This is a genomic window from Acinetobacter sp. HZNU-JH01 (assembly GCF_037996845.1).
Lineage (GTDB): Bacteria > Pseudomonadota > Gammaproteobacteria > Pseudomonadales > Moraxellaceae > Acinetobacter > Acinetobacter haemolyticus.
On record NZ_JBBMZX010000001.1, the window covers coordinates 1,553,910 to 1,575,930 of the forward strand.

The following is a 22,021-nucleotide window of genomic DNA, read 5'->3' on the forward strand; positions in this document are numbered from 1 at the left end:
TTAATTGGATGATAAGCCGTTACTTGCAGCCAATACATCAATACGCGGGAAGACCAAACCAGTTCTCGTATCGGTAACTGACTTGCCTGTGACTCTCAAGCGATGAATAGTTTGATCAATGCTTTCCGTTGGACTCACACTATTGGCACGCAACAATGCTATCGCCCCTGCCACATGCGGTGCAGCTTGTGATGTTCCACCTTGTGTCTCACCACCTGCGGTAATCAATGCACCTGGTGCGAGTAAAGTGACCAGTGAACCACCATTGCTGAAACAAGTAACCTTATCCGCATTTGTAGTTCTATCAGTACAATTACTCCACGCTAAACTTCCCATATTACTATCGTATACAGCACCTACACGCACGGCACCTGCCACACATGCTGGTGAAGATATCCCATCAGCAAATCCATCATTACCAGATGCGACGACAGGAACAACTCTGGCTGCACGTGCATTGGCAAAGGCAGTTGCGTAACTACTGTTTTGGCATTCCGAGGTATATTTCACTCCAGGCACGCCCAAACTCATATTAATCGCTTTAATATTATAGGCTTGAGCATTATTTACTGCCCAATTTACACCTGCGAGAATATCACTATCATAGGCCGTGCTGACCCATTGCCCTTGGGATCTGACCTTTCTAAATGCATCGATACCAATAATTTTAGTTTTCGTCGCAACTTTAGCAACGATGGCCGAAACATTACTACCGTGCCCATCATCATCTAAGCTGCCATCGTCAGGTGCAGTATCAAAGGAATGCACCACGCGACATGTTGAAGCTGGCGTATTGACTGCCGTACAACCAAAATCCGAGTGCTTATAATTCACCCCAGTATCGATCACCACGACACTCGAACCTTCGCCTGTTAAGCCATTCGCTACAGCTTGAGGTTGATTGATTAATGGCAAACTTTGCATTGTGGTCGGTGTATTCTTACGATTCGGATATACCCCTTTGACTGAAGGATCATTTAGAACCTGAGCCAATGTTTTTCGGTCTTGAATTCGATAGAGCCCCATCGGTATTCCATTAAATTCGCGTAAAGTTTGGAAACCTGAAGCTTGAGCAAATTTTGCTTTAAACTGCGTTTTTCCCTCAGCAATATAACTCCGCTTTTCTGCACTTGGTGAAATATGAGAAAAATTCGTCTCATACTCAATGAGTAAATCATTCGACTCATTATTTACCAAAGCATTAAGATCGATCTTGCCTTTAGCAACTTTAGCTAAAGCAGTTGAATTCAACTGTTGCTTTAACTGTGTTGCACTCAGCGCTGCTGCTGTAGTATTGGTACTGTATAAAATACATAAACTTAGTAATAACAACGTTTTATTTTTCAATTTCTATCTCCATTGTTCTTGGATAAAGAACATGTATCTCTCATGGGCTTGGATAAAGACCATGCGATGATTAAAGCGTTTTAATTTGATTTGCTGGATCAGTTTCTGGATCTATCGGTTGAATCGCTGAGTCACTTTTGGTGTTATAAAATTGAGCCTCCTCTTCCGATGTGCCAGATTGGTTTAATAAAGTTGTTGTTTTAATCTCTTTTTGGTTAATCTCCTGCTGATTGAGTGGTTTGGATGGAACTTCAAGATAATCATCTTTCATCTGGTGGATATACAGATCATTTGATGAAGTCAGTGGGTCAGATGGTTGGAAATACAGTACGATCACGCCTAATCCAACCAATAAGAGTAAAAATGCCGCAATCATTTTCATTCATATTCTCCAATATTTCTTTTACTGCTTATTGCAAGGTTTTGTTTTAATCATCTATTAACCAATAATTATTAACATTAATATTCACATTAATTTTCATATTTTACAAACATTGAAATGAATTAAATGCAAATAGCGATAATACTTGGTTTTTAGACGGCAATTACCTCATAGTAGAATGGTTTGAGAGATGATAAGTTTTCTATTGAGATCAATAAATTTAATGAAAACTCAAAATAAATTTTCCACACTTTTATACCAAGCAATAAAAATGCCACTTTTAAATTTAAATCATATTTGAGTAAAAATTAGATAAAAGAACGGCTCTCCTTCATTTTCATCGAGATTAGCTGCATCTTAAAATAAGCTAATCACCAAGAGATACATAAATTTAAAACCTTAATTAAAAATATATATTTCACATATTTATAGTTTTAGGCATTCTCCACAATTTACCGCTAGAGTGTGTTTCTGCTGTAACGTGCTTGTAAAGTTTTGCTGAAATCCATAGCTTTCTCCTTTTTGCTCGCTATGATGCAATGGCGATTATGAAGTGCCCTGATATGGCACATCACTTAAGGAAACCGCAATGAAAAAAATGATCAAAACAGCTATCGTGACAACAAGTATTCTTGCTTCTGCATCAGTTTTTGCACAAAACGTTGGTGCAAATGCGAGTGGCTCAGCACAAGTTTCTGTACAGTCAAGCGGCTTAATTAAAGGCGTTACGGGTGCAGTCAAAAATACAGCACAAGGCGTAGGTCAAACAGCTCAACATGTTGGTCATGCAGCTGTAAACACTGGGGTAAATGTCACCCAAAAAACGGTGGGCACTGCTGCAAATGTTGGCTCATCTGTCGTTCACACGACTGGTGCTGCTGTTAAAAATGGAAGCAACTATGCGGTAAACAAAGCAGTAGATGGTAAAACTGTCGCTACTGAGACACGTGCAGAGGCTAAAAAACGCTATCAGGATCGTAAAGCTGAATCAAAATCAATTGGTCTAAATACACAAACTGGCGTTCATGTTGGCAACTCATCTGTGCAAGCACAAACAGGCTTGAATGCTGATCGAAAACAAGCACAAGCAGGTGCAAATGTTGGTGTAAAAGTGTTAGGCGTAAACGCGAATGTAAACACCAATGCTAAAGTGGGCGCGAACTAAACTCAAATACTCATCAAAAAAAAGCCTTTTGAATGCTCAAAAGGCTTTTTTTATGCTTCTGATTTCGCACTCAAATCAAGAATAATTTGGTCTGTTCATCTACGTTATTTTCAATAAAATGGCTTAAACCGTTTGCATCACAAGCCAGAGTCAATTGCTTATAGCTCACACTGCAAAATTCAGCATATTGCTTAAAAATTAACGGCGATTGATCCAAAGGTAACGGTTCATCTAACGCGATCAGCTTATGTATCCCCCGATCATTCATCGTCAATAAGTAATGGTCGCCATTCAATGCTAACTCAATCAAAGCAGTACCTTTACCACTTAAAGGAAGCAAATATTGCGACTGTGCAGCAATCACATCTGCACTATAACTTTCGAGTTTTAAACTCACCAAATTAAAAACCAAGAACTCATGCTGACTCGTGCTAACTTTTGGGCTTACCGCCCCATTTTGTTGCACAAAATGGGGTAATGCTCCTAATTTCACTAAGTTCTGCTCAGTGCCTTGTTTCAATCTGAACAATTGCTGCACGAGTTTTTGTTTCATCACCGCATCGAAATAACGTTCATCTAACTGTAGATCGTTATTTTCTAAAATTTTTAATAACGCCTGATGATGTCGAGGCAGTAAAGCATCAAGTACATGACGATAATAGAATTTACTCTGCTTCTTCACTTGACGAACCCGCTGATAGAAGTAGGTAATATCAAATGGCTTTTCAACAAAATCATTCAGTAATTCAGAACTCGCCAAAACAGAAAGTGCTTCATGTCCTGTAAAGGGTAAATGAATCACATGCATTTGCGGTAATAATGGTTTAATTTTTAAGAAATGCTCTTTGTCTTCAGCAAAATATGGATCATAGACAATGATATATTCACGAGATGAATCAACTTCATCCGGTTGAATTTCCATATGTTGATGAATTGATACATCAAAAAACTCTGCATAACGGCGGTCTTGCACCACTTCAGGATCAATGGTGTATTGCGGTACAAAAGCCACAATTTTTTGCATATTCAATAAATTTGAATACTTAATGGCAGCATAGCCACCCATCGAGCCACCATAGCCGACTCGCTCTTTAAACTGTGCTAAAAATGGTTGAATCTGTTGCTGCATGTTGAGCATGCTGCTTTTGGGAAACCATGTCTTTTGCTTCGGCATAATGCCGATCACATTGTATTGGTATTTTATTAATGATTTTTCAGCATTGATGGACATGCCTTTAGCGCGACTAATCAAATCGCCAAACGAAACCACTAAAGTATCACTTGAACCTTTTAAAAAAATAACGCGAATATGATCATCTTCAAATATTATTTGTTTATCCATGCTCACACTAAAAAAAGATCCTTGATGGGAATCAACAAATACTTACTTTGCCAATCCAAAATTGCGGAGTATCTTATTTTATAGAGATCGGGCAGATTAAAAAGCGCAAAAAATGACACAATCCTTGCATCCAGCGGCACAAAAGGGCTTTAGTTCAGGGGCTGAACTCTACCAACAGGTTCGCCCCAATTATCCACAAGAAATAGGGGTTTGGCTGCAAGATCGACTCCAGATAGATGAAAATTCCACTGTTATCGACCTAGGTTCTGGGACTGGCAAATTCTTACCTTACCTCTTACAAACCCAAGCAAAAATTGTTGCGATCGAGCCTGTAACCGAAATGTTACAGCAGTTACAACAAGCACATCCTATGGTAATTTCACTACAAGCGTTTAGTGATCAACTCCCTTTGGATGATGAATCCATTGATGCTATTGTTTGCGCACAATCATTTCATTGGTTTGCTAATCTAAAAACATTGAAAGAGATGCATCGTGTGTTAGCACCTTCAGGACATTTAGGCCTAGTCTGGAATCAACGCGATATTGACGTCGATTGGGTGAAAGCCCTAGCAAATGAGATTGCACCATTCGAAGGTGATACGCCTCGTTACCATACTGGACAATGGAAACAGGTATTTGAACATCAAGGACTGTTCAAATTCAATGGACTACAAAACTTCCAGCTCTATCATCATGGTACTGTAGAACAAGTGGTGAGTAAGCGCTTACTTTCGACCAGTTTTATTGCTGCCATGTCCCAACACGAGCAACAACGATTAAAGGCAAAATTTGAACAAATTGTATTTGATTTTACGGGATTAAATCCGCAAGATCAGATTGACTTTCCTTATCGTACTTTTGCTTATCATTTTCAGAAAATATCAACTTGAGTGGAACTATGTCTAAAATTAAAAAAACGCTGGCGATCACATTTACATTAACTGCAGCGCTCATGCTCAGTGCATGTAACAAAGAACAAGAACCCTCACGATCAAATGATCGAACGAGTGATTCTGTCAAAGATGCAATTGGTCAACTCAATCCAGTGCCAATCAAGCAATTTCCTGATACTGCAAATGACGCTGCGGATATTGCCATTCTAGAAGATTACGATCAACGCTTCACGGACATGACGGACAGTATGGAAATTGAAGTAGCGGAAATGCGTGAGAAAGGGACACTCACACCTGAGTTTGAACAGCAACGCCAAAAGGATAATGTAAAATCTGCGCTGATCATGCTCAAGGAACTAGATCTTAAAACCGAACAAGGACGTTATATCCAAGGTCTACTCTATAGTTATTGGGAACATCAAGCCAAAGTTTTGGATCAACCGAATACTCAAGCAGATTCTGCTCAGCAAGTAGACCAACTTAATCAGTATTTGCATGCTCAAAGCCAATTACACCACTGGAAAAACAAGCAAACACCTGAAGACTAATTGAAAGTTTATACATTTATCTCATAAAAAAGCCCCTGGTCTTAAACTCAGGGGCTTTTTTCCATTTAAAGCTATCTTTTTAAATTTTCTGTCTTTCGATCCATTCAATCGAACTCACACGAAATAACTCACACGCCCCATCACCTACACCACCAGGAGTTAGAGAAGATGTCCAAACTAGATCTTTATCACGCACTTCAACCAACTCACCTTTTAGATTGACCAAATCCCCACGCTTGACCTGTTTGATTTGTTTTGCAATCTCAGGATTTGCTGGAATGATGTGCATATTTGATACCATTTTAATGGCTTGATCAGGTGGCACAGGCAAAGTTTTCATATTCCAATTGAGATAACGATCATACTGACGAACCGAGATGGTTCGAGCAATTTCTGGATCGGTAAATAAATCCAGACTCACGGCGTAATCAATCGGTGAAAATTTTGCTTGTTCATCATCATGATAGACTTTAGAACCAAGAATTCGAAAGTTCCCATCAAAAGGTTGAAGCACAGAAATTGATTGGTACTTCACGACTGGCGCTAAGCCGTTGGCAATATTATATTCAACGCCATTACTTGATGCGTGTGTTTGTCCAAGTGCCGCAACCATGCATAAACTCATCCATAGACGCTTTTTCATGGCTCAATCATCCTCAAAATATCACTAAAAACTTAAAAAACTAACTCTCTTCATAGTATGCTTGGATGGTGAAAAAAAGTGCGTTTTTTAGTAACAATCAAACTCACTTTGGTCATATTTTTGTGCTGTTATTTATGTGTTGCTTTATTTAATCAAGGGATGGATCTGTATGATTTATCAATTTTATCAACGCCGTATCTTTCCTCATTTACTCAATCAAGTCATGCAAACAGCCAGTTTGATGGATCGACGTCGTGAACTATTACTGCCGATTGAAGGCGATGTACTAGAAATCGGCTTTGGTACGGGCCTGAATATTCCATTTTATGGCAATATCGACACGCTATATGCATTAGAACCAAATCCTGATATCTACCAACTTGCGGTAGAACGTGTTCAACATGCACCATTCTATGTCAAACATATTCAAGCCAGCGCAGAAAAGCTGCCTTTTGCTGATGCGTCTTTGGATCATGTTGTTTCAACATGGACATTGTGTAGTATTCCTCAACTCGACCAAGCACTTGCAGAAGTTTTCCGTGTGCTAAAACCAACGGGAACATTCCACTTACTCGAACATGTCAAACATCCAGATTCTGCTAAAATCCAATCTCTACAAACGATATTAACACCAATTCAAAAGCGCATTGGCGATGGCTGCCATCTCAACCGAGATATAGAACGAAATCTATTGCAAACAAAGTTTCAATTTGCAGAAAAAGAATATTTTGACGCTGAAGGTATCCCCGTCATTGCTCAAAAAATGTTATTGGCAAGAGTACAAAAGTCTAAAAATGCCTAGCCCTCAAAATCGATTCTCAGCGTTTCAAAGCGTACCCGCCCTTCTTGCACTGCTTGAGCAATGGCTTGCTGCCCTTTACTCAAGCGTGCACCGCCACTTTTAATATCCAGTAAAATCACCTCAATATCTTCGGCCTCGCCATCCCCATCACGAAAGTCGGTATAACCATCAAAAATGACATAATCCACTGGGTCGCCCAAAAACTTAGCATCACTGGGTAAATAACGAAACTCTGGAAGGATGGGCGCAAACTGCTCAGCCATTTTTCCTTTGAGTACAGCACGACTGGTATTCACACTGCGTTTCTGTGCATCTAATAATGCTTGTTTATGTTCCAACTCTAATTCTGCAATATATTTTTCATACTCTGCTTGAATTCGTCCGTTACGACTATTGGACAAAATAATTGTGGTCAAAACCACACCGATACAAGCACCTATCAGCATTGCAAGCCAAACCGACATAAAAACGTCCTTATCCTTCAAGGTTGCTATTTAACTGCAACATTAAACTTTTGTCATGTGTCACACACTCTGGTAAAAAAGATGCTAAGGTATAGTTGAATATATAAAGACCTGTTAAATAAATCTAAGTTCATGAAGACAATATTAATCGCAAATCAAAAAGGTGGCTGTGGTAAAACCATGACGGCAATCACCCTCGCTACAGCATTATCACAAAAAGGATATAAGGTTGCTTTAGCAGACGCTGACAATCAAAAATCCGCATTACAATGGTTAAAACAACGTCCTGAAACCGTCACAGAGATCCAAAGTCTAGATTGGCGCCATGAGAAATCAATTGGTGATGCACCTAAAAACTTGGATTATTTGATTATTGATGCGCCTGGGGCACTTTCAGGTGAACATGCTGAACAATTGGTCAGTGAAGCACATGCGATTGTCACACCGATACAGCCTTCATTTTTTGATATTGATAGTACTCGTCGCTTCCTCAAACATTTACAAGAGATTAAACGCATTCGTAAAGGTAAAGTACAAATTTTACTGATTGCCAATCGCGTTAAGCCAAATAGCGCGAGTTCCAAAGATATTCAAAACTTTTTTACCAAAATTGAGCATCCCCCTGTGGCATGGATTTCTGAACGAAGCGCCTATGGAACACTCGCTATGCAAGGTTTGAGTATTTTTGATAAATCACAAAAGAATTTTGTGACGATACAAAGCCAATGGCAGCCTGTGCTCAATCAGTTGGTTGATGATCCGAGTGAATGGTTTTAGTCTTTGCAAAGAAAGGTAATCTTTTGATATCAAATCTTAAAAGATGAAAAGGAAAATATCGCTGCTCTGATTTTTCAGTTAATATGGATTCATTCAACTTCAAGCACTAGAGAAAATTATGGTGCAACAATACGCTCCTGTCTTACAACGCGTTTTGCTGTTTGGACTGTTCTTTGTCCTGATGTTTTTGGGATTTAATATTCTCAAATATTTTATTGTTCCTGTGCTTTGGGCTGCTATTATTGCCTATATGACCTGGCCTGTGTATCTATGGGTACAACGTCGCTTCTTTGGGGAAAATCGCCCGACCTTAAATGCGACGATTATGATTAGTCTGGTCATTTTAGTGATTGGGGTTCCCTTTATTTTTGCGATTTTCTTGCTGCAACTTGAAGGTCGAAATCTATATCTCAATTTACAAAAACAATTGTTCTCGGGACACATCCAAGTTCCTGACTTCATCCGCAACCTACCCGTTATTGGTGAAGATATTAGTCACACCATCAATGAACTCAGTGGTGACCCCAATAGCATTACCCGCAGTATTGCAGAATGGATTCAAAGTCATTTAAGTTATGGCCGCTTTGTCCTCAGTGAAATCAGTCGTAATTTAGTCAAATTGACCTTTGCCTTGATGACCTTATTCTTTTTCTATCGTGATGGACAAATCATCTTGGCACAAGTAAGACGTGCCTTAGAAATGGTGATTGGACCACGTGTACAGCATTATATGCAAACAATCTCTGAAACCACACGTGCTGTTGTCTATGGCATCGGCTTAACTGCGGTTGCTCAAGCACTTTTGGCTGGTTTAAGTTACTTTGTGGCTGGCGTACCAAACCCGATGCTATTGACCATTGTCACCTTTATTTTGGCCTTGATTCCATTTGGGACACCAATTTCTTATCTCGGGGTTGGATTATGGTTATTCTCTCAAGGACAAACTGTTGAGGCGATTGGAGTCATCATCTGGGGGGTTGTCATTGTCAGCAGTGCAGATAATGTTATTCGCCCATTAGTAATCTCTGGCGCAACACGGATTCCATTCATTTTGATTATGTTTGGTGTATTAGGTGGCATTGCCAGTTTTGGTCTAGTCGGCTTATTTATTGGCCCTGTGATTTTGGCTGTATTACTGGCAATCTGGCGTGAGTGGTTACATGAAAATGTAGAGCAACAACCTGTGGCACAACTTGAAGCCCCACCCGATTCTAAATAAAGAAAGACTGTGGGTATCTAAAAAGATATCCACAGTCTTGCTGTTTTTTCCAACAAAATAAAAAGCTGAGCCTCATGACTCAGCTTTTTTATTAATATAAGCCTTCCGCTCGACGTGCTTGCATGACCTGTTTTAAGACACGTCTCGGCTGAGCAAACCATAAAGCAATCAAGGTCACGCTTGCGAGTGCAAAAGCCCAAATATGGAAATAAGTATACATTAGACGAACCAACTCGATGATAATGAAGAAACTCATCATCATCACCATGGATACCGCTGCAGCTACTGTTCCCTTCGATACTTCTGAGGACATCAAGGCAAAACGATACATCACAGAGAAACTAATCCCTTCGCCAAAGCTGATCAAAGTCATACCGATCAATAAACATGGCACTAAATACAGCGGCCAAATTACACCCAAAATCAGAAATAATGTACCGAGAAACATAATCGGCAAACCCACCAAGATGGTTTTACCTAATGCAAAACGATCCATGACTTTGATCAAGACGATGTTGCCCGCAATCAAACCGAAGAAAATTGGAAATTGCGCCAAGCCATATTGCAAACTACTCAGTTTCAATTCATCGACCAAAATCACAGGAGACAATGCAATCCATAACATCAATGGCATCGCAACCAACGGCAAAGCTAAACTTGTACCTAAGAAACGACGATTACTAAATACCTTTTTGAAATCATCAAAGATATAACTAAATGGTTGCTTGGCTCTGCTTTCTTGTACAGATGGCATAAATTTCTTTAAACCAAACCAACTCAAAAAAGAAACTGATGCAATTGCAACAAAGCCCCAATGCCAAGAAATATGTTCAATTAAAAAAGCACCCAGTACAGGGCCTAATAATGGCGCAAGCAAAGAAATATTGGCCATCAACGCCATGACCTTAATGGCATCTCGCTCTTCAAATGTTTCTTGAATAGCCGCGTAACCAACTGCGGAAATGACAGTCAAACCAATGCCTTGCAAGAAACGCAATGCTAAGAATTGTTCAATGTTATGTGTCAATAAAATCAACAAGCAACATATCGTAAAGAAAGCGACACCCGCTAGCAGGACTTTTTTACGTCCAAGTCGATCTGAAAGGGGGCCAAGCAACCACGCAACACTGGCACCACCCAATAAATAAAATGACATAGATGAAGGAGCCCACGTCGCACTGACACCAAATTCTTGGGTAATCGACAGCATTGCAGGCTGTATCAAGTCATTACCAATATAAACCGCAAACTCAAATAGCACCAAAGCTAAAGGAAACATGAGCGTTATACGGTTTAACGTCATATTTTGATTATTCGTCATCATGTTCTATTCACAAAAACAACCAATTCGGATGCGCCCCATTTCCATACAAAGAAAATAGGAACATCACCACACGATTTTATGGTTTAGATTTAAATTAAATTTTGATTTTCATGCTGTGAGAGCGCATGTAATAAATGTGAAAACACCGTATTCACAAGGTGTATATAAGAAAAAATATATTTTCGTGAGATTGATAAAATATTTTATCGTTAGGAAAAATTTCCACGCGCAACTGTAGCACTTTTTAAAAATGACCGCAATTTAGGCAAATGTTTTAATATGTGAATAACCCAAAAGTTATCCACAATATTGTCTATCTTTCAGTCAACTCAAAATCATATCAATGGATCAAGGGCATAACTCAAATTGGAAGTTAGCTGTGTTCTCCCCTCTAGCACATTGATAACTTTGTTTCTTATTCACGATTTTCCACACCGTTTGATCACGTTTTAATTGATATTCTGTACGAATGGCAATCACAGAATCATCAAGTTGAGACTGTTCAACTGTCACTTGTGCTTCACTAGGATTTTCTGCACGATTAAATTGCTGATCTATTTTTAGATTACTGTCTTCATCAAATAAATTCGGCTGATCTGATAATACCGCATGCATCGCTGTATTCGGTTCGGTCTCGGCTTGCTGCGGAGATGATGGCGTAGGTTGATTACATGCAGTCAAAAACACCCCTACCCCTAAGATCATACAAAGTTTATGCATTTTTCATTTTCCTCGTAAAAGTATCTATTTATGTTAACCCTTAGAAATAAATCGACTAGTCGTGATATGTATACATGCTGCAGATCCATGTTGTATTTACGATATAAGCGACTGAGAGCGAACTTGGAAGCAGCGTTCGTCGAGCAATCGTTGATTTTTGGTCAATAGTATTTTGCTTATTTATACATTTTTACTCATGAATAGACGCTCTAGAATGCACTCAAGTTTTAGAAATCTATTTTGAGTTATTCCATGAGCAATATTTTAATTATTAATGGTGCTAAACAATTCGCTCACTCAAATGGTGAGTTAAATGACACGCTGACTGACTTTTCTGAGTCACATCTAAAAGCCTTAGGTCATACTGTACAAGTGACACGTACTGACTGTGACTATGATATCCAAGCCGAAATTGAAAAATATCTATGGGCAGATGTAGTGATCTATCAAATGCCAGGTTGGTGGATGGGTGCGCCATGGACCATGAAAAAATACATTGACGATGTGTTTACCATTGGTCATGGTTCACTCTACGCGAGTGATGGACGTAGCCGTTCTGATGCTTCTAAAAAATATGGTTCAGGTGGTTTGATTCAAGGTAAAAGATACATGTTGTCGCTCACATGGAATGCACCAATGGAAGCATTCACTGATCCTGATCAATTCTTTCACGGTGTGGGTGTAGATGGTGTGTATTTACCTTTCCATAAAGCCAATCAATTCTTGGGTATGGAATCACTCCCGACCTTTATCGTGAATGATGTAATCAAAATGCCAAATGTCCCAAGCTATATCGAAGATTATAAAGCCCATTTAGATCAGTTTTTTACGAACATGAATTAAGAGAGAAATACTATGTTGACGATTATTGCTGAAATTCAGACACATACAGGCACAGAACACCGCCAAGCCGTATTAGATGCATTCCAAAAAATCATTCCAACTGTATTGGCAGAAGAAGGTTGTCACGGTTATGCCCCATTGATTGATCATCTACCAGCGATTGCGATGCAGACGCAAGATGAAAATAGCATTGTGATGTTAGAACAATGGGAAAGTACAGCTCACCTTGAAGCACATATGCAAACGACACATATGCTGAAGCATTTTGAAGCGACCAAAGGGCATGTGGCTGATGTAAAAGTGCGTATTTTGGAAGCTAGTTTTTAAAAAGCTCTAATCACTTGATGGTCTTAGAGGAAAAAGGAAAGAATAGTTTTCTTTTCAGTGTCTTACCGTGATACATCCTATATAACCTATAGGCTTACGTTACTTTTTTAAAAAAGTAACCAAAAACCTCGTCACCCACAAAACCTGTTCACTACTGGGATATATTTACTTATTTTGCAAAAACAATATATTACCAATAGCATGCAGGTTGTGGATGACATTTAGCACAAGCAGATTAATGTATAAATTCAGAGTAAATGCCTTTTATCTCCCTATTAAATAGCAAAAGACATTTTTTACTGATAATAATACTGCTTCAAATGCCGACTATATTCCGTTAAATAACGTTCTAAGCCCTCTCGACGATCAGCTTTTTGCATCTCTTTAGCAGCCAACTGCTCAATCTTAGTTTTAAGTAAATTCAGAATCGCTGCTTGTTCCACTTCAGGGAGTTGGGCTTTTTCTTTCTGCTGTTTTTTAATTTCTAAATAATCTTCTGCCCAATGACGTAATGGATCGTGCTCAGAGACTTGCGCAAATAAATCGGTAATCAATAATTCAGGCATCACTTCTTGGGTTGCTAACTCTGCCGACATCAAACCACGAATCGAATAAAATACTTTCTTATAAGTAAAATTATCCGCAGTTTGCATCACTTTCATGCCACCTTTAGCCAGCGATAAGTAGTGATGGTATAGCGCGCTATAATCGATTCGCTCAAGCAATCCATCTCGAAAGGTTTGCCATTCTGGAAAAGCATTAAAATATACAATATGTGCTCTGACCCATTCCAAAACCGTTGGGTTACTTTTTGCCAGTAATCCAAACATTTTATCGAGATCATAAGAAACGAAATCAAAATCCCCATCCATGATTTCGATTAGATCACGGTACTTTTTATAGTCAAAATATTGATCTTTACTCGGTAAATGAAAACCACGTACATCATAGTCGCTGTCAGGGCTAGCCATACCCCATAAACGACTACCACTTTCGATATAAAATAATGGTATGTCTTGGCGCTGTTCGAATAATTTTTCGATTTCGTGATGGATGTTCATAAATGCTTTTTCTCTAATTCTTTAATAATTTGTAACTCTAAATCTTTATAGGACAAAATATTCAGAGGCATTCTTAAAGTTGCCATTTTCGAATCCCACTCTATAACTTTTCCATCCTTATTTTTTCTCTTAAGTTTTGTACCAATCCCTAAAGACATAGAAAATAGGTTTACAAAACTACGAGCACCTACCCCTACAAATGGTTCGAATACTAGTTTCTTATTGTATTCATTCTCATGACTTTCCCATTTTTTTGCTATTGAGTCACTATGTAAATGAAGTGCTTTGCTTTTTGGATATGGCTCTACAAAAATTACTTTTTCGATACCAGCTGCAATAATATGCTTTGCACAATTATGGCAAGGAAAAGTAGTAACAAATAAAGAAGCCCCAGCAGTTGAAATATTACTTCTACTACATGTTAACAAAGCATCCATTTCTGCATGAACTGCTCTACTATATTCAGTAATATCTTTTATTTTACTCTCTTGAAGAATATTCTTAATTTCTTGTTTAATATTTTTTGTTCTATCTTGATCAATAGACTTATCAATTACAACTTCAAGCTTATTAAATAAGTCCGTAATTATCTCATTTTTTTCAATAGCATTTGCATCTTCTTTACAAGTGAAATCTCTACCATTTTCGTAATCCTTTATTTCACCAGTACTTTCATCAAAATATGGCCAATAAGTTCCTCCTTTGAATTTAGGTACATCATTTGAACCTAGTGCTAGAATGGTTTGATCGCGTGTAATCACAGCACCAACTTGTCTTGATAAATCAGCTGAACGAAGGCTTGCCGTGAATGACATATAAGTTGCAAACTCATTAAATGTCGGAGTTACATATGGATCGGCAAAGACAATTTTTAAAAAACGAAAACATGATTCCTTTAATTCATTATGACTCTTATCAAATTTTAGAAAGTAATCAGCTAAATGAAATGCTTCACTAGTATGTTGTCCATATGAATTACTCTCTCCCTCGTCACGTTCAATTAACTTATTTGCACTTTCTTCACTAATACCATGTTCATGAACTAAAGCATTAGTTCTAGCTGTCTTAGATTCGTACAAAGATAACTGAAAAAAACTATTAGAGTAGATCTGTCTTAAGGCATGAATTTCAGCCTCATGTTTTAAAGAGTTAATAATATAAGCAACTCTACGTTTAGAGCTATCTGCTTCATGATTATTTAGACTCCATTGCTTTCTTCTATTTGCTATAAGTTTTGAAACTTCTAAAGCCAAATAGTCACTTTCATGCTCTTTTCTAAGATAATTCCCTTTATCCATGTAGTCACTAATTCGATTAAAAGTATTGCTAGCTTCATAATCATGAGGAAAATACTTGGTTAAAATATCCTTAGAAATTTTTATAATTTCCACTTCATAATTAAATTTTTCTTCTAATAAATTTTTAGTAATATTAGTCAAAGAGGTCAAACTACTTCCCACCGCACCAACCAAACCAATTACTAATTCATTACTTGTAATTTGTATTTTCTCTAACATTTTGTTTCTCATTAGAACGTATATTTACTATACGTTCTAAGTGATATTTTAATATTTTACAAGCATTAAAGATCAAATAACTTCCCAGGATTCATCACCCCATTCGGGTCAAATGCCAATTTTAATGCTTTCATATATTCAATTTCTTCAGGCGAACGAGAATATTCCAAATATGGCTTCTTGGTCATGCCCACACCATGCTCAGCAGAGATCGAACCATCATATTTTTTCACAGTTTCAAACACATATTTATTCACCACCTGACACTTCGCAAAGAATTCGTCTTTAGTTAAGTTTTCAGGTTTTAAAATATTTAAGTGCAAGTTACCGTCGCCAATATGACCGAACCAGCAGATTTCAAAGTCTGGATAGTTTTGTGAAACGATCGCATCAATTTCTGAGATAAACGCAGGGACATGCGAAATTAACACTGAAATATCATTCTTATAAGGAATATACGGTGCAATCGATTCCGAAATATCTTCACGTAAACGCCATAAGCTCTGTGCTTGTTCTAAGCTTTGACTCATTACGCCATCAATCACCCAACCTTGTTCCATACAATGCTCAAAAATCTGCATGGCCTTGTCCATAATCGGCTCATACGGCGCTTCAAATTCGAGTAATACATAGAATGGGCAAGTTGTTTCAAATGGACGTTGTACATGACCACGATCCAACACTTTTTGCATTGCCACTTCACCAAAAAACTCAAACGCAGTTAAGTCGATTTCTTTTTGGAACGCATGCAATACTGGCATCACCGCATCAAAATCAGGTGTACCCAAAACCATTACTTGCAAGTTTTGTGGTTGACGCTCAAGTTTAATTTCAGCTTCTGTGATTAAACCAAGTGTACCTTCACCGCCGATAAATAGATGCTGCAAGGCATAACCTGTCGCATTTTTAATCATGCCTTTGTTTAGGCGTAAAATGTCACCTTTACCCGTAACAACCGTTAAACCAAGCACCCAGTTACGAGTCATACCGTATTTGATGACTTTGATCCCGCCTGCATTAGTACCAATGTTCCCACCGATCTGGCTTGAACCCGCTGATGCGAAATCCACTGGATAGTACATGCCTTGTTCTTCAGCATAATTCTGTAGTTGCTCAGTCACCACACCCGCTTGGACGCGTACCATACGATCTGCTGGGAAGAACTCCAAGATCTGATTCATCTTGTCAAAGCTAATCACGATCTCGCCATTGCTTGCCACTGCACCAGCCGAAAGCCCTGTACGACCACCTGATGGTGTAATCGCAACATTAAATTGGTTGGCAAGTTTGACAACAGACTGAACTTGTTCAGTGCTTGAAGGAAAAACGATGACTGATGGGTTCGGATCAAAATGTTTAGTATGATCTCGTCCCCAATTTTCCAAGCTATCGGCATCGGTTTTTATACGGTTTTCACCCACAATTGCCGTTAATTGGGTCAATAACTCAGGGGTTAAAGCGACTGAAGCATTCATCGTTTATAGGCCTAGCAAGAAGTAAATATAGGGCATTTGAATCACAACATTATTTTTCTAATCTTGAGAAAAATGAAGATGATGTGATCACTCAAATATAGCAACACTACAGAACAGCTCAAACCCGTTTATATTCAGGTGAGCGCATTAGGTCTATCCATTTTACATCGAAGCGCGCATTGGATAAAGCATTGCATCAAGATACTGCATCGCACAAGGCTAAACTTGAAAATCAGTCAACATTTCCATGAAAAATGATCAGTATTTCGATGCCCCAATTTGCAATCAAATCGCCCTCATTTTGATCAAACATGTTATGATACGGCGATTTAAATCCGACCTGATATAGCGTAGAGCCGTTATGAGCCAACATCTATCACTCCCTAAAGATAAAATCCGTTTTCTATTGTTAGAGGGCGTTCATCAAAACGCTATCGATACTTTAAACGCTGCGGGTTATACCAATATCGATTACCACAAAACTGCACTTGAAGGCGACGCATTAAAATCCGCTGTCAAAGATGCGCACTTTATTGGTATTCGTTCGCGTACTCAATTGACTGAAGAGATCTTTGAAGCAGCGAATAAATTGATTGCGGTAGGTTGTTTCTGTATCGGTACAAACCAAGTCGATTTAAAAGCAGCGATGTCACGTGGTATCCCTGTTTTCAACGCACCATATTCAAATACACGTTCAGTTGCTGAACTCGTTCTAGCTGAAACTATTTTATTACTTCGTCGTGTTCCTGAAAAATCAAAAGTTACACATGCTGGCGGTTGGGATAAATCAGCTGTTGGTTCGTATGAAACTCGTGGCAAAACTTTAGGTATTGTCGGTTACGGTTCAATTGGTTCACAACTTTCTGTTTTAGCTGAAAGCTTGGGTATGAAAGTTATCTATTTTGATGCTGTGACTAAGTTACCTCTAGGTAATGCTCGTCAAGTTGGTTCTATGGATGAACTTTTATCAACGGCTGACGTAGTTTCATTACATGTTCCAGATGTACCATCTACACGTAACTTCTTCAAGAAAGAACAGTTTGCAAAAATGAAACAAGGTTCGATCTTCTTAAATGCAGCACGTGGTACATGTGTTGTGATTGAAGATCTCGCAGATGCGATTAAATCAGGTCACCTTGCAGGTGCAGCGGTTGACGTATTCCCGAAAGAGCCTAAAGCCAATGGTGAAGAGTTTGTTTCACCACTACGTGGTTTAGACAACGTGATCTTGACTCCACACGTTGGTGGTTCAACCATGGAAGCGCAAGCGAACATTGGTTTAGAAGTAGCTGAGAAATTTGTTGCATATTCAGACAAAGGTATGACGCTTTCTGCGGTGAACTTCCCTGAAATCGCATTACCGCTTTCTGATGGTCAACACCGTTTACTTCACATCCACAAAAACGTTCCTGGTGTATTGTCTAAGATCAACACCTTATTTGCTGAACAAGGCATCAATATCTCTGGCCAGTCATTAATGACTAAAGGCGATATCGGTTACTTGGTGATGGATGTAGATGCATCTGCATCTCAAGAAGCTTTGGATACCCTACATAATGTAGAAGGTACAATTCGCGTACGTGTATTGTTCTAAGTCCATTGACTAAAAAAAATCACAGCATTAGCTGTGATTTTTTTTGCTCAACGATTAAGGACAGTTTGGAATAACGACACCACTGTTATCTTTAGCTTCATCATTACCCCAACGAGATAGCATATACGCGGAAACCCATTGATTGGTCGGACCAACATCTAAATCTGTTTTTAACCACCAATGGTTCCACTGGGTACCTGTCGAGTTTTGAACCTTAGGTCCCCAAACCTTACAATACACATAATGAGTACCTTTATATAAAGTTCCAGTAATCGTACCACCTGGACTAGAACGTCCATTGGCATCCGCCCACGTGTCTACCCAATATTTATTGCCACTTGGTGGCGGTGGTGGAGGTGTTGTACCACCACAACCATTATCACTGGTGAGAACTCTTTGCCCATAACTTCCAGGATAAGGGGCAAGCGAGTTTCCATTAATCACAATACTTTGTGCTGTACTATTTAGACGTTGTTCATAATGTAAATGTGGTCCTGTACTCTGCCCTGTACTTCCGACAGTACCAATTTGTTGACCTTGACCAATTGAAGCACCCACACTGACATGAATGGCATTTAAATGGAAATAATGAGTTGACCAACCATTTCCATGATTGATCACCACCATATTACCTGCACCACCATTCCAACCGATTGAGCTTACCGATACAGTTCCACCAGCAGAAGCAAGCACAGCTGCTCCTGATGTCGCACCATTATCCCAGCGCACAAAATCTAAAGCATTGTAGTTGTGACCTGGGTAAGTGCTATAACTCCAAGTTTGACCACAGGAAAAAGGGGCTTTAAAAGCAGGTGCAGCATATACTGAGAAAGGAATGAATGTCATGATACCGATGGCAAAAACTTGTTTTATTTTCAACATCTTATTACCTCCATAATTATTATTTCATTTATTTAAGTATTGTCAGTTTTACTACTTTTCGGGGTCTATAACGCCCCCAAGTTTTATAGCAGAGATACAGAAAGCTTTGTTTAGTGATCTGACGAACTGCATCGACTCTCACGACTATTCACACGAATTTAGAAGATTAAACACTTCATCAAACTTGGAATTAGAATCCAATGAATCTGAATATGTATGACAGTTATTCGTAAAATAGGATCAATAAAATCTGAGCGATAAAATGATATAAATAAATAATTATTAAAAAGAACCTTAAAGCTTATTTAATAATTAAAACAGTCATCATCGCAACTTCAAAATCAATAAAATTATGCTCGTTTCACAACCAATCTTGAGATAAAATTAAATTATTATGTGAAAATTACACCAACTTGATTGATGATTAAATGTCCAATTCTTCTCTAAAGTCACCACTCTATGCCATAGCATTATTGATGCTTGCAATGATTTGCGTTCAAGGCAGTGGTTCTTTAGCAAAAATTTTATTCCAAAGTTTCCCAGTTTTGACCGTTTCTGCGATGCGTTTATGTTTAGGTGCAATCATTTTGGCGGTAATTTTCAAAGTTTGGACTATTAACTTTCGTGCAGTCCGCTGGAAAGCGATCTTGAGCTATGGTATTGCTTTGGCTGGAATGAATGGATTGTTCTACTTATCGCTAGAGCGACTTCCTCTCGGGATTGCCGTTGCTTTTGAATTTATTGGACCTTTAAGCGTCGCGCTCTATCATGCGCGCCAAAAATATGACTTTATTTGGGTTGGTTGTGCCATTTTAGGCTTGATTCTCTTATTTCCATTGCAACAGGCTCAACATAGTCTTGATCTCGTTGGTGTATTCTTTGCCGTCAGTGCAGGTGCATGTTGGGCACTCTATATTATTGCAGGACAAAAGCCTTCAGGTATTTCTGGCAATCATACCGTCTGTCTTGGAATGAGCATCGGTATGCTGTGTTTGCTGCCTTTTGCAGTATTTTCTGGTGCAATTGATCGTGTTTTTGAACTGCCAAATCTGTATTATTTTATTGGGCTTGCAATTCTCGCCAGTGCCTTGCCATTCTCATTAGAAATGATTGCTTTGCGCAATCTAACACCTTTGAGTTTTGGTACATTAATGAGCTTGGAACCAGCAGTTGCGGCGCTTTCAGGTTTTGTATTTTTAGGTGAAAAATTATTGTGGAATCAATGGCTCGCCTTAACCACCATTATCATCGCCTCCATCGGCTGTACTTTTACCATGCAACGCGCTCGACAGCAAAAAGAGGCTAAATGAAAAATCTCCAATTGGTTGCTGTGCTTTACATGGTGTTGTCCATGGTAGCTTATCAAATCAGCGCGTCATTTGCTAAACAACTGATCACAATACTTGACCCCCTCACCGTGACGATTTTAAGGCTGAGCTTTGCAACGATCATCGTGGCAATCATGTTTCGGTCTTGGACCATTATTTCCAAGCTCAAACACCTGAAATGGCGAGATTTACTGCTTTATACAGCATCCTTAGGCTGTATGAATATTCTGTTTTACACCTCTTTGGGCAAGCTTCCTCAAGGAATTGCTGTAGGTTTAGAGTTTATTGGACCGCTAGGGTTAGCATTGCTTTCAATCAAACAACGCAGTGATTATCTTTGGGTCGCATTTGCAATTTTAGGCATTGCCTTAATGGTCCCTTGGCATGATGCCAACCAACATAATTTTTCTTATTTTGGCGCCGCTTGCGCTATAGGCGCTGGGATTTTTTGGGCCTTATATATTTACTACGGACATCGAGTCGCGCAACAAAATATAGGAATGCATGCATTAACGATTGCCATCGCATTATCTGCCTTGACCTTATTGCCATTTGGTTTATGGAATAATGCGCCTGTTCTTCTAGATACCCAATATTGGGGTAAAGCTCTCGTGATTGCGATCCTTGCGACAGCGATTCCGTATGCGCTCGATCTAATGGCATTGAAACGTTTGAGTAAACTGAGTTACGGGACATTGACCAGTCTAGCCCCTGCTTTAGCGGCATTGGCGGGATTGGTCATTCTCCATGAGCAAATCAGCCTGATTCAGTGGGTTGCCTTGTTTTGTATTATGATCGCATCCATTGGTGTGACCTTACGTGGAGAGAAATCTCCAGCCCCGTAAGATCACTAAAATTTTATTTAAACCTCAAACAACTTCGGTTTTATATTTTTTATACTCCGCAAGATATTGTTTGCCTAACTTTTCTTTTTCAGCATCTGCCAAGATTTTTCCAGCTTGCTGGAAAAATTTATGTTCCTCTTCTTTTAAATGATGATGTACCTTTTCACTTAATTGTTTAGCAGTTGCCAGCCAGCTTGGACTACTCATATCTGTTTCTTCAAGTGTCTCGACTAATTCATCCATTTCATGATGTTCAGCCAAGGCATGACGTGTAATGTCCAAACCGACATCATCAAACATCAGTGGAATATATAAATAACGATCTTCAGCAACTGAGTGTGCATAGAGTTCATTTTTCAACAAATCAAAAAGCTCTTTTCGCTCCTCACTATGTCCGCTGGTTTCAACTATTTTTTTTGCAAGTGAACGTTGCTTATCATGACTTTCTCGTAGTGCTTCAAATATATTCATTCTTCACCTCTAAAATTGGCTAACAACCACAATACGAGACATATCTCGAT

23 protein-coding genes are annotated in these 22,021 nt (G+C 38.9%); 11 read left to right on the forward strand and 12 right to left on the reverse strand.

Annotated elements, in window-relative coordinates:
• Together AAC851_RS07440 and AAC851_RS07445 are read right to left on the reverse strand one after the other, a co-directional pair.
• Positions 1-1,347 (reverse strand): S8 family peptidase, encoded by a 1,347-nt coding sequence (locus AAC851_RS07440; protein WP_340600694.1) that lies wholly within the window; start codon positions 1,345-1,347, stop codon positions 1-3.
• Between the two features lie 70 nt (positions 1,348-1,417).
• A complete protein-coding gene (locus AAC851_RS07445) occupies positions 1,418-1,729 on the reverse strand; it encodes a hypothetical protein (RefSeq protein ID WP_134251408.1) in 312 nt (103 codons plus the stop codon).
• 589 nt (positions 1,730-2,318) lie between these two features.
• Here AAC851_RS07445 and AAC851_RS07450 point away from each other — a divergent pair.
• Positions 2,319-2,894, forward strand: coding sequence for a hypothetical protein (locus AAC851_RS07450; protein ID WP_325771358.1), 576 nt, complete (start codon positions 2,319-2,321; stop codon positions 2,892-2,894).
• A 70-nt stretch (positions 2,895-2,964) separates the two neighbouring features.
• Here AAC851_RS07450 and AAC851_RS07455 read toward each other — a convergent pair whose 3' ends face one another.
• A complete protein-coding gene (locus tag AAC851_RS07455) occupies positions 2,965-4,236 on the reverse strand; it encodes a hypothetical protein (protein ID WP_008941183.1) in 1,272 nt (423 codons plus the stop codon).
• Positions 4,237-4,348: 112 nt separating this feature from the next.
• Between AAC851_RS07455 and AAC851_RS07460 the strand changes: the two genes are divergently transcribed.
• A complete protein-coding gene (locus AAC851_RS07460; protein ID WP_004641198.1) occupies positions 4,349-5,128 on the forward strand; it encodes a class I SAM-dependent methyltransferase in 780 nt (259 codons plus the stop codon).
• An 8-nt stretch (positions 5,129-5,136) separates the two neighbouring features.
• A complete protein-coding gene (locus tag AAC851_RS07465) occupies positions 5,137-5,679 on the forward strand; it encodes a hypothetical protein (protein ID WP_017395949.1) in 543 nt (180 codons plus the stop codon).
• Between the two features lie 79 nt (positions 5,680-5,758).
• Here the strand turns inward: AAC851_RS07465 and AAC851_RS07470 are convergent, their stop codons facing one another.
• Positions 5,759-6,322, reverse strand: coding sequence for a hypothetical protein (locus AAC851_RS07470; protein WP_004641202.1), 564 nt, complete (start codon positions 6,320-6,322; stop codon positions 5,759-5,761).
• A 169-nt stretch (positions 6,323-6,491) separates the two neighbouring features.
• Here AAC851_RS07470 and AAC851_RS07475 point away from each other — a divergent pair, with 169 nt between their 5' ends.
• Entirely contained in the window at positions 6,492-7,124 is a 633-nt protein-coding gene (locus AAC851_RS07475; RefSeq protein WP_340600695.1) for a class I SAM-dependent methyltransferase, read from the forward strand.
• On the opposite strand, the gene AAC851_RS07480 is transcribed toward AAC851_RS07475, so the two are convergent.
• Complete coding sequence (locus AAC851_RS07480; RefSeq protein ID WP_005086937.1) at positions 7,121-7,588, reverse strand: Holliday junction resolvase-like protein; 468 nt, start codon at positions 7,586-7,588, stop codon at positions 7,121-7,123. The genes AAC851_RS07475 and AAC851_RS07480 overlap by 4 nt on opposite strands.
• A gap of 132 nt (positions 7,589-7,720) precedes the next feature.
• Between AAC851_RS07480 and AAC851_RS07485 the strand changes: the two genes are divergently transcribed.
• On the forward strand, positions 7,721-8,365 hold the full coding sequence (locus AAC851_RS07485; protein ID WP_004641207.1) for a ParA family protein: 645 nt from the start codon (positions 7,721-7,723) through the stop codon (positions 8,363-8,365).
• A 121-nt stretch (positions 8,366-8,486) separates the two neighbouring features.
• Positions 8,487-9,584: an AI-2E family transporter gene (locus AAC851_RS07490; protein ID WP_340601038.1), complete on the forward strand. Its 1,098-nt coding sequence runs from the start codon at positions 8,487-8,489 to the stop codon at positions 9,582-9,584.
• Positions 9,585-9,675: 91 nt separating this feature from the next.
• On the opposite strand, the gene craA is transcribed toward AAC851_RS07490, so the two are convergent.
• Positions 9,676-10,905 (reverse strand): chloramphenicol efflux MFS transporter CraA, encoded by a 1,230-nt coding sequence (gene craA / locus AAC851_RS07495; protein ID WP_340601039.1) that lies wholly within the window; start codon positions 10,903-10,905, stop codon positions 9,676-9,678.
• Between the two features lie 351 nt (positions 10,906-11,256).
• Positions 11,257-11,628, reverse strand: a complete 372-nt coding sequence (locus AAC851_RS07500) for a hypothetical protein (RefSeq protein WP_340600696.1) — start codon at positions 11,626-11,628, stop codon at positions 11,257-11,259.
• A 252-nt stretch (positions 11,629-11,880) separates the two neighbouring features.
• Between AAC851_RS07500 and AAC851_RS07505 the strand changes: the two genes are divergently transcribed.
• The gene (locus AAC851_RS07505) at positions 11,881-12,471 is read left to right on the forward strand and encodes an NAD(P)H-dependent oxidoreductase (RefSeq protein WP_340600697.1); all 591 of its coding nucleotides are present in this window, start codon (positions 11,881-11,883) and stop codon (positions 12,469-12,471) included.
• Between the two features lie 12 nt (positions 12,472-12,483).
• Positions 12,484-12,798: a putative quinol monooxygenase gene (locus tag AAC851_RS07510; protein WP_340600698.1), complete on the forward strand. Its 315-nt coding sequence runs from the start codon at positions 12,484-12,486 to the stop codon at positions 12,796-12,798.
• Between the two features lie 296 nt (positions 12,799-13,094).
• On the opposite strand, the gene AAC851_RS07515 is transcribed toward AAC851_RS07510, so the two are convergent.
• The 3 genes from AAC851_RS07515 to AAC851_RS07525 all read right to left on the reverse strand — a co-directional run bounded on the left by AAC851_RS07515 (position 13,095) and on the right by AAC851_RS07525 (position 16,851).
• On the reverse strand, positions 13,095-13,859 hold the full coding sequence (locus tag AAC851_RS07515) for a nucleotidyltransferase domain-containing protein (RefSeq protein ID WP_340600699.1): 765 nt from the start codon (positions 13,857-13,859) through the stop codon (positions 13,095-13,097).
• On the reverse strand, positions 13,856-15,376 hold the full coding sequence (locus tag AAC851_RS07520; protein ID WP_227554105.1) for an anti-phage dCTP deaminase: 1,521 nt from the start codon (positions 15,374-15,376) through the stop codon (positions 13,856-13,858). Before AAC851_RS07520 ends, AAC851_RS07515 begins: the two co-directional genes overlap by 4 nt.
• Before the next feature lie 65 nt (positions 15,377-15,441).
• Entirely contained in the window at positions 15,442-16,851 is a 1,410-nt protein-coding gene (locus tag AAC851_RS07525) for an FAD-binding oxidoreductase (protein ID WP_161411338.1), read from the reverse strand.
• Positions 16,852-17,212: 361 nt separating this feature from the next.
• Between AAC851_RS07525 and serA the strand changes: the two genes are divergently transcribed.
• Complete coding sequence (serA, locus tag AAC851_RS07530) at positions 17,213-18,445, forward strand: phosphoglycerate dehydrogenase (RefSeq protein WP_075314614.1); 1,233 nt, start codon at positions 17,213-17,215, stop codon at positions 18,443-18,445.
• Between the two features lie 54 nt (positions 18,446-18,499).
• Here the strand turns inward: serA and AAC851_RS07535 are convergent, their stop codons facing one another.
• Positions 18,500-19,327, reverse strand: coding sequence for a M23 family metallopeptidase (locus tag AAC851_RS07535; protein WP_161401354.1), 828 nt, complete (start codon positions 19,325-19,327; stop codon positions 18,500-18,502).
• Between the two features lie 428 nt (positions 19,328-19,755).
• On the opposite strand from AAC851_RS07535, the gene AAC851_RS07540 reads away from it, so the two are divergent.
• Both AAC851_RS07540 and AAC851_RS07545 read left to right on the forward strand, forming a co-directional pair.
• Positions 19,756-20,637, forward strand: a complete 882-nt coding sequence (locus AAC851_RS07540; RefSeq protein WP_075314612.1) for an EamA family transporter — start codon at positions 19,756-19,758, stop codon at positions 20,635-20,637.
• Positions 20,634-21,500 carry an EamA family transporter gene (locus AAC851_RS07545; RefSeq protein ID WP_075314610.1) on the forward strand — a complete coding sequence of 289 codons (867 nt, stop codon included), beginning with the start codon at positions 20,634-20,636 and terminating at the stop codon, positions 21,498-21,500. The genes AAC851_RS07540 and AAC851_RS07545 overlap by 4 nt, the downstream gene beginning before the upstream one ends.
• Positions 21,501-21,524: 24 nt before the next feature.
• On the opposite strand, the gene AAC851_RS07550 is transcribed toward AAC851_RS07545, so the two are convergent.
• Complete coding sequence (locus AAC851_RS07550; protein WP_335982842.1) at positions 21,525-21,971, reverse strand: hemerythrin domain-containing protein; 447 nt, start codon at positions 21,969-21,971, stop codon at positions 21,525-21,527.
• Between the last annotated feature and the right edge of the window lie 50 nt (positions 21,972-22,021).

What these genes read in the sequence shown, in the direction of transcription:
- AAC851_RS07445 (WP_134251408.1), bottom strand. Translation starts at nt 1,729, where the DNA reads ATGAAAATGATTGCGGCATTTTTACTCTTATTGGTTGGATTAGGCGTG.
- AAC851_RS07450 (WP_325771358.1), top strand. Translation starts at nt 2,319, where the DNA reads ATGAAAAAAATGATCAAAACAGCTATCGTGACAACAAGTATTCTTGCT.
- AAC851_RS07455 (WP_008941183.1), bottom strand. Translation starts at nt 4,236, where the DNA reads ATGGATAAACAAATAATATTTGAAGATGATCATATTCGCGTTATTTTT.
- AAC851_RS07460 (WP_004641198.1), top strand. Translation starts at nt 4,349, where the DNA reads ATGACACAATCCTTGCATCCAGCGGCACAAAAGGGCTTTAGTTCAGGG.
- AAC851_RS07465 (WP_017395949.1), top strand. Translation starts at nt 5,137, where the DNA reads ATGTCTAAAATTAAAAAAACGCTGGCGATCACATTTACATTAACTGCA.
- AAC851_RS07470 (WP_004641202.1), bottom strand. Translation starts at nt 6,322, where the DNA reads ATGAAAAAGCGTCTATGGATGAGTTTATGCATGGTTGCGGCACTTGGA.
- AAC851_RS07475 (WP_340600695.1), top strand. Translation starts at nt 6,492, where the DNA reads ATGATTTATCAATTTTATCAACGCCGTATCTTTCCTCATTTACTCAAT.
- AAC851_RS07480 (WP_005086937.1), bottom strand. Translation starts at nt 7,588, where the DNA reads ATGTCGGTTTGGCTTGCAATGCTGATAGGTGCTTGTATCGGTGTGGTT.
- AAC851_RS07485 (WP_004641207.1), top strand. Translation starts at nt 7,721, where the DNA reads ATGAAGACAATATTAATCGCAAATCAAAAAGGTGGCTGTGGTAAAACC.
- craA (WP_340601039.1), bottom strand. Translation starts at nt 10,905, where the DNA reads ATGACGAATAATCAAAATATGACGTTAAACCGTATAACGCTCATGTTT.
- AAC851_RS07500 (WP_340600696.1), bottom strand. Translation starts at nt 11,628, where the DNA reads ATGCATAAACTTTGTATGATCTTAGGGGTAGGGGTGTTTTTGACTGCA.
- AAC851_RS07505 (WP_340600697.1), top strand. Translation starts at nt 11,881, where the DNA reads ATGAGCAATATTTTAATTATTAATGGTGCTAAACAATTCGCTCACTCA.
- AAC851_RS07510 (WP_340600698.1), top strand. Translation starts at nt 12,484, where the DNA reads ATGTTGACGATTATTGCTGAAATTCAGACACATACAGGCACAGAACAC.
- AAC851_RS07515 (WP_340600699.1), bottom strand. Translation starts at nt 13,859, where the DNA reads ATGAACATCCATCACGAAATCGAAAAATTATTCGAACAGCGCCAAGAC.
- AAC851_RS07520 (WP_227554105.1), bottom strand. Translation starts at nt 15,376, where the DNA reads ATGTTAGAGAAAATACAAATTACAAGTAATGAATTAGTAATTGGTTTG.
- AAC851_RS07525 (WP_161411338.1), bottom strand. Translation starts at nt 16,851, where the DNA reads ATGAATGCTTCAGTCGCTTTAACCCCTGAGTTATTGACCCAATTAACG.
- serA (WP_075314614.1), top strand. Translation starts at nt 17,213, where the DNA reads ATGAGCCAACATCTATCACTCCCTAAAGATAAAATCCGTTTTCTATTG.
- AAC851_RS07535 (WP_161401354.1), bottom strand. Translation starts at nt 19,327, where the DNA reads ATGTTGAAAATAAAACAAGTTTTTGCCATCGGTATCATGACATTCATT.
- AAC851_RS07540 (WP_075314612.1), top strand. Translation starts at nt 19,756, where the DNA reads ATGTCCAATTCTTCTCTAAAGTCACCACTCTATGCCATAGCATTATTG.
- AAC851_RS07545 (WP_075314610.1), top strand. Translation starts at nt 20,634, where the DNA reads ATGAAAAATCTCCAATTGGTTGCTGTGCTTTACATGGTGTTGTCCATG.
- AAC851_RS07550 (WP_335982842.1), bottom strand. Translation starts at nt 21,971, where the DNA reads ATGAATATATTTGAAGCACTACGAGAAAGTCATGATAAGCAACGTTCA.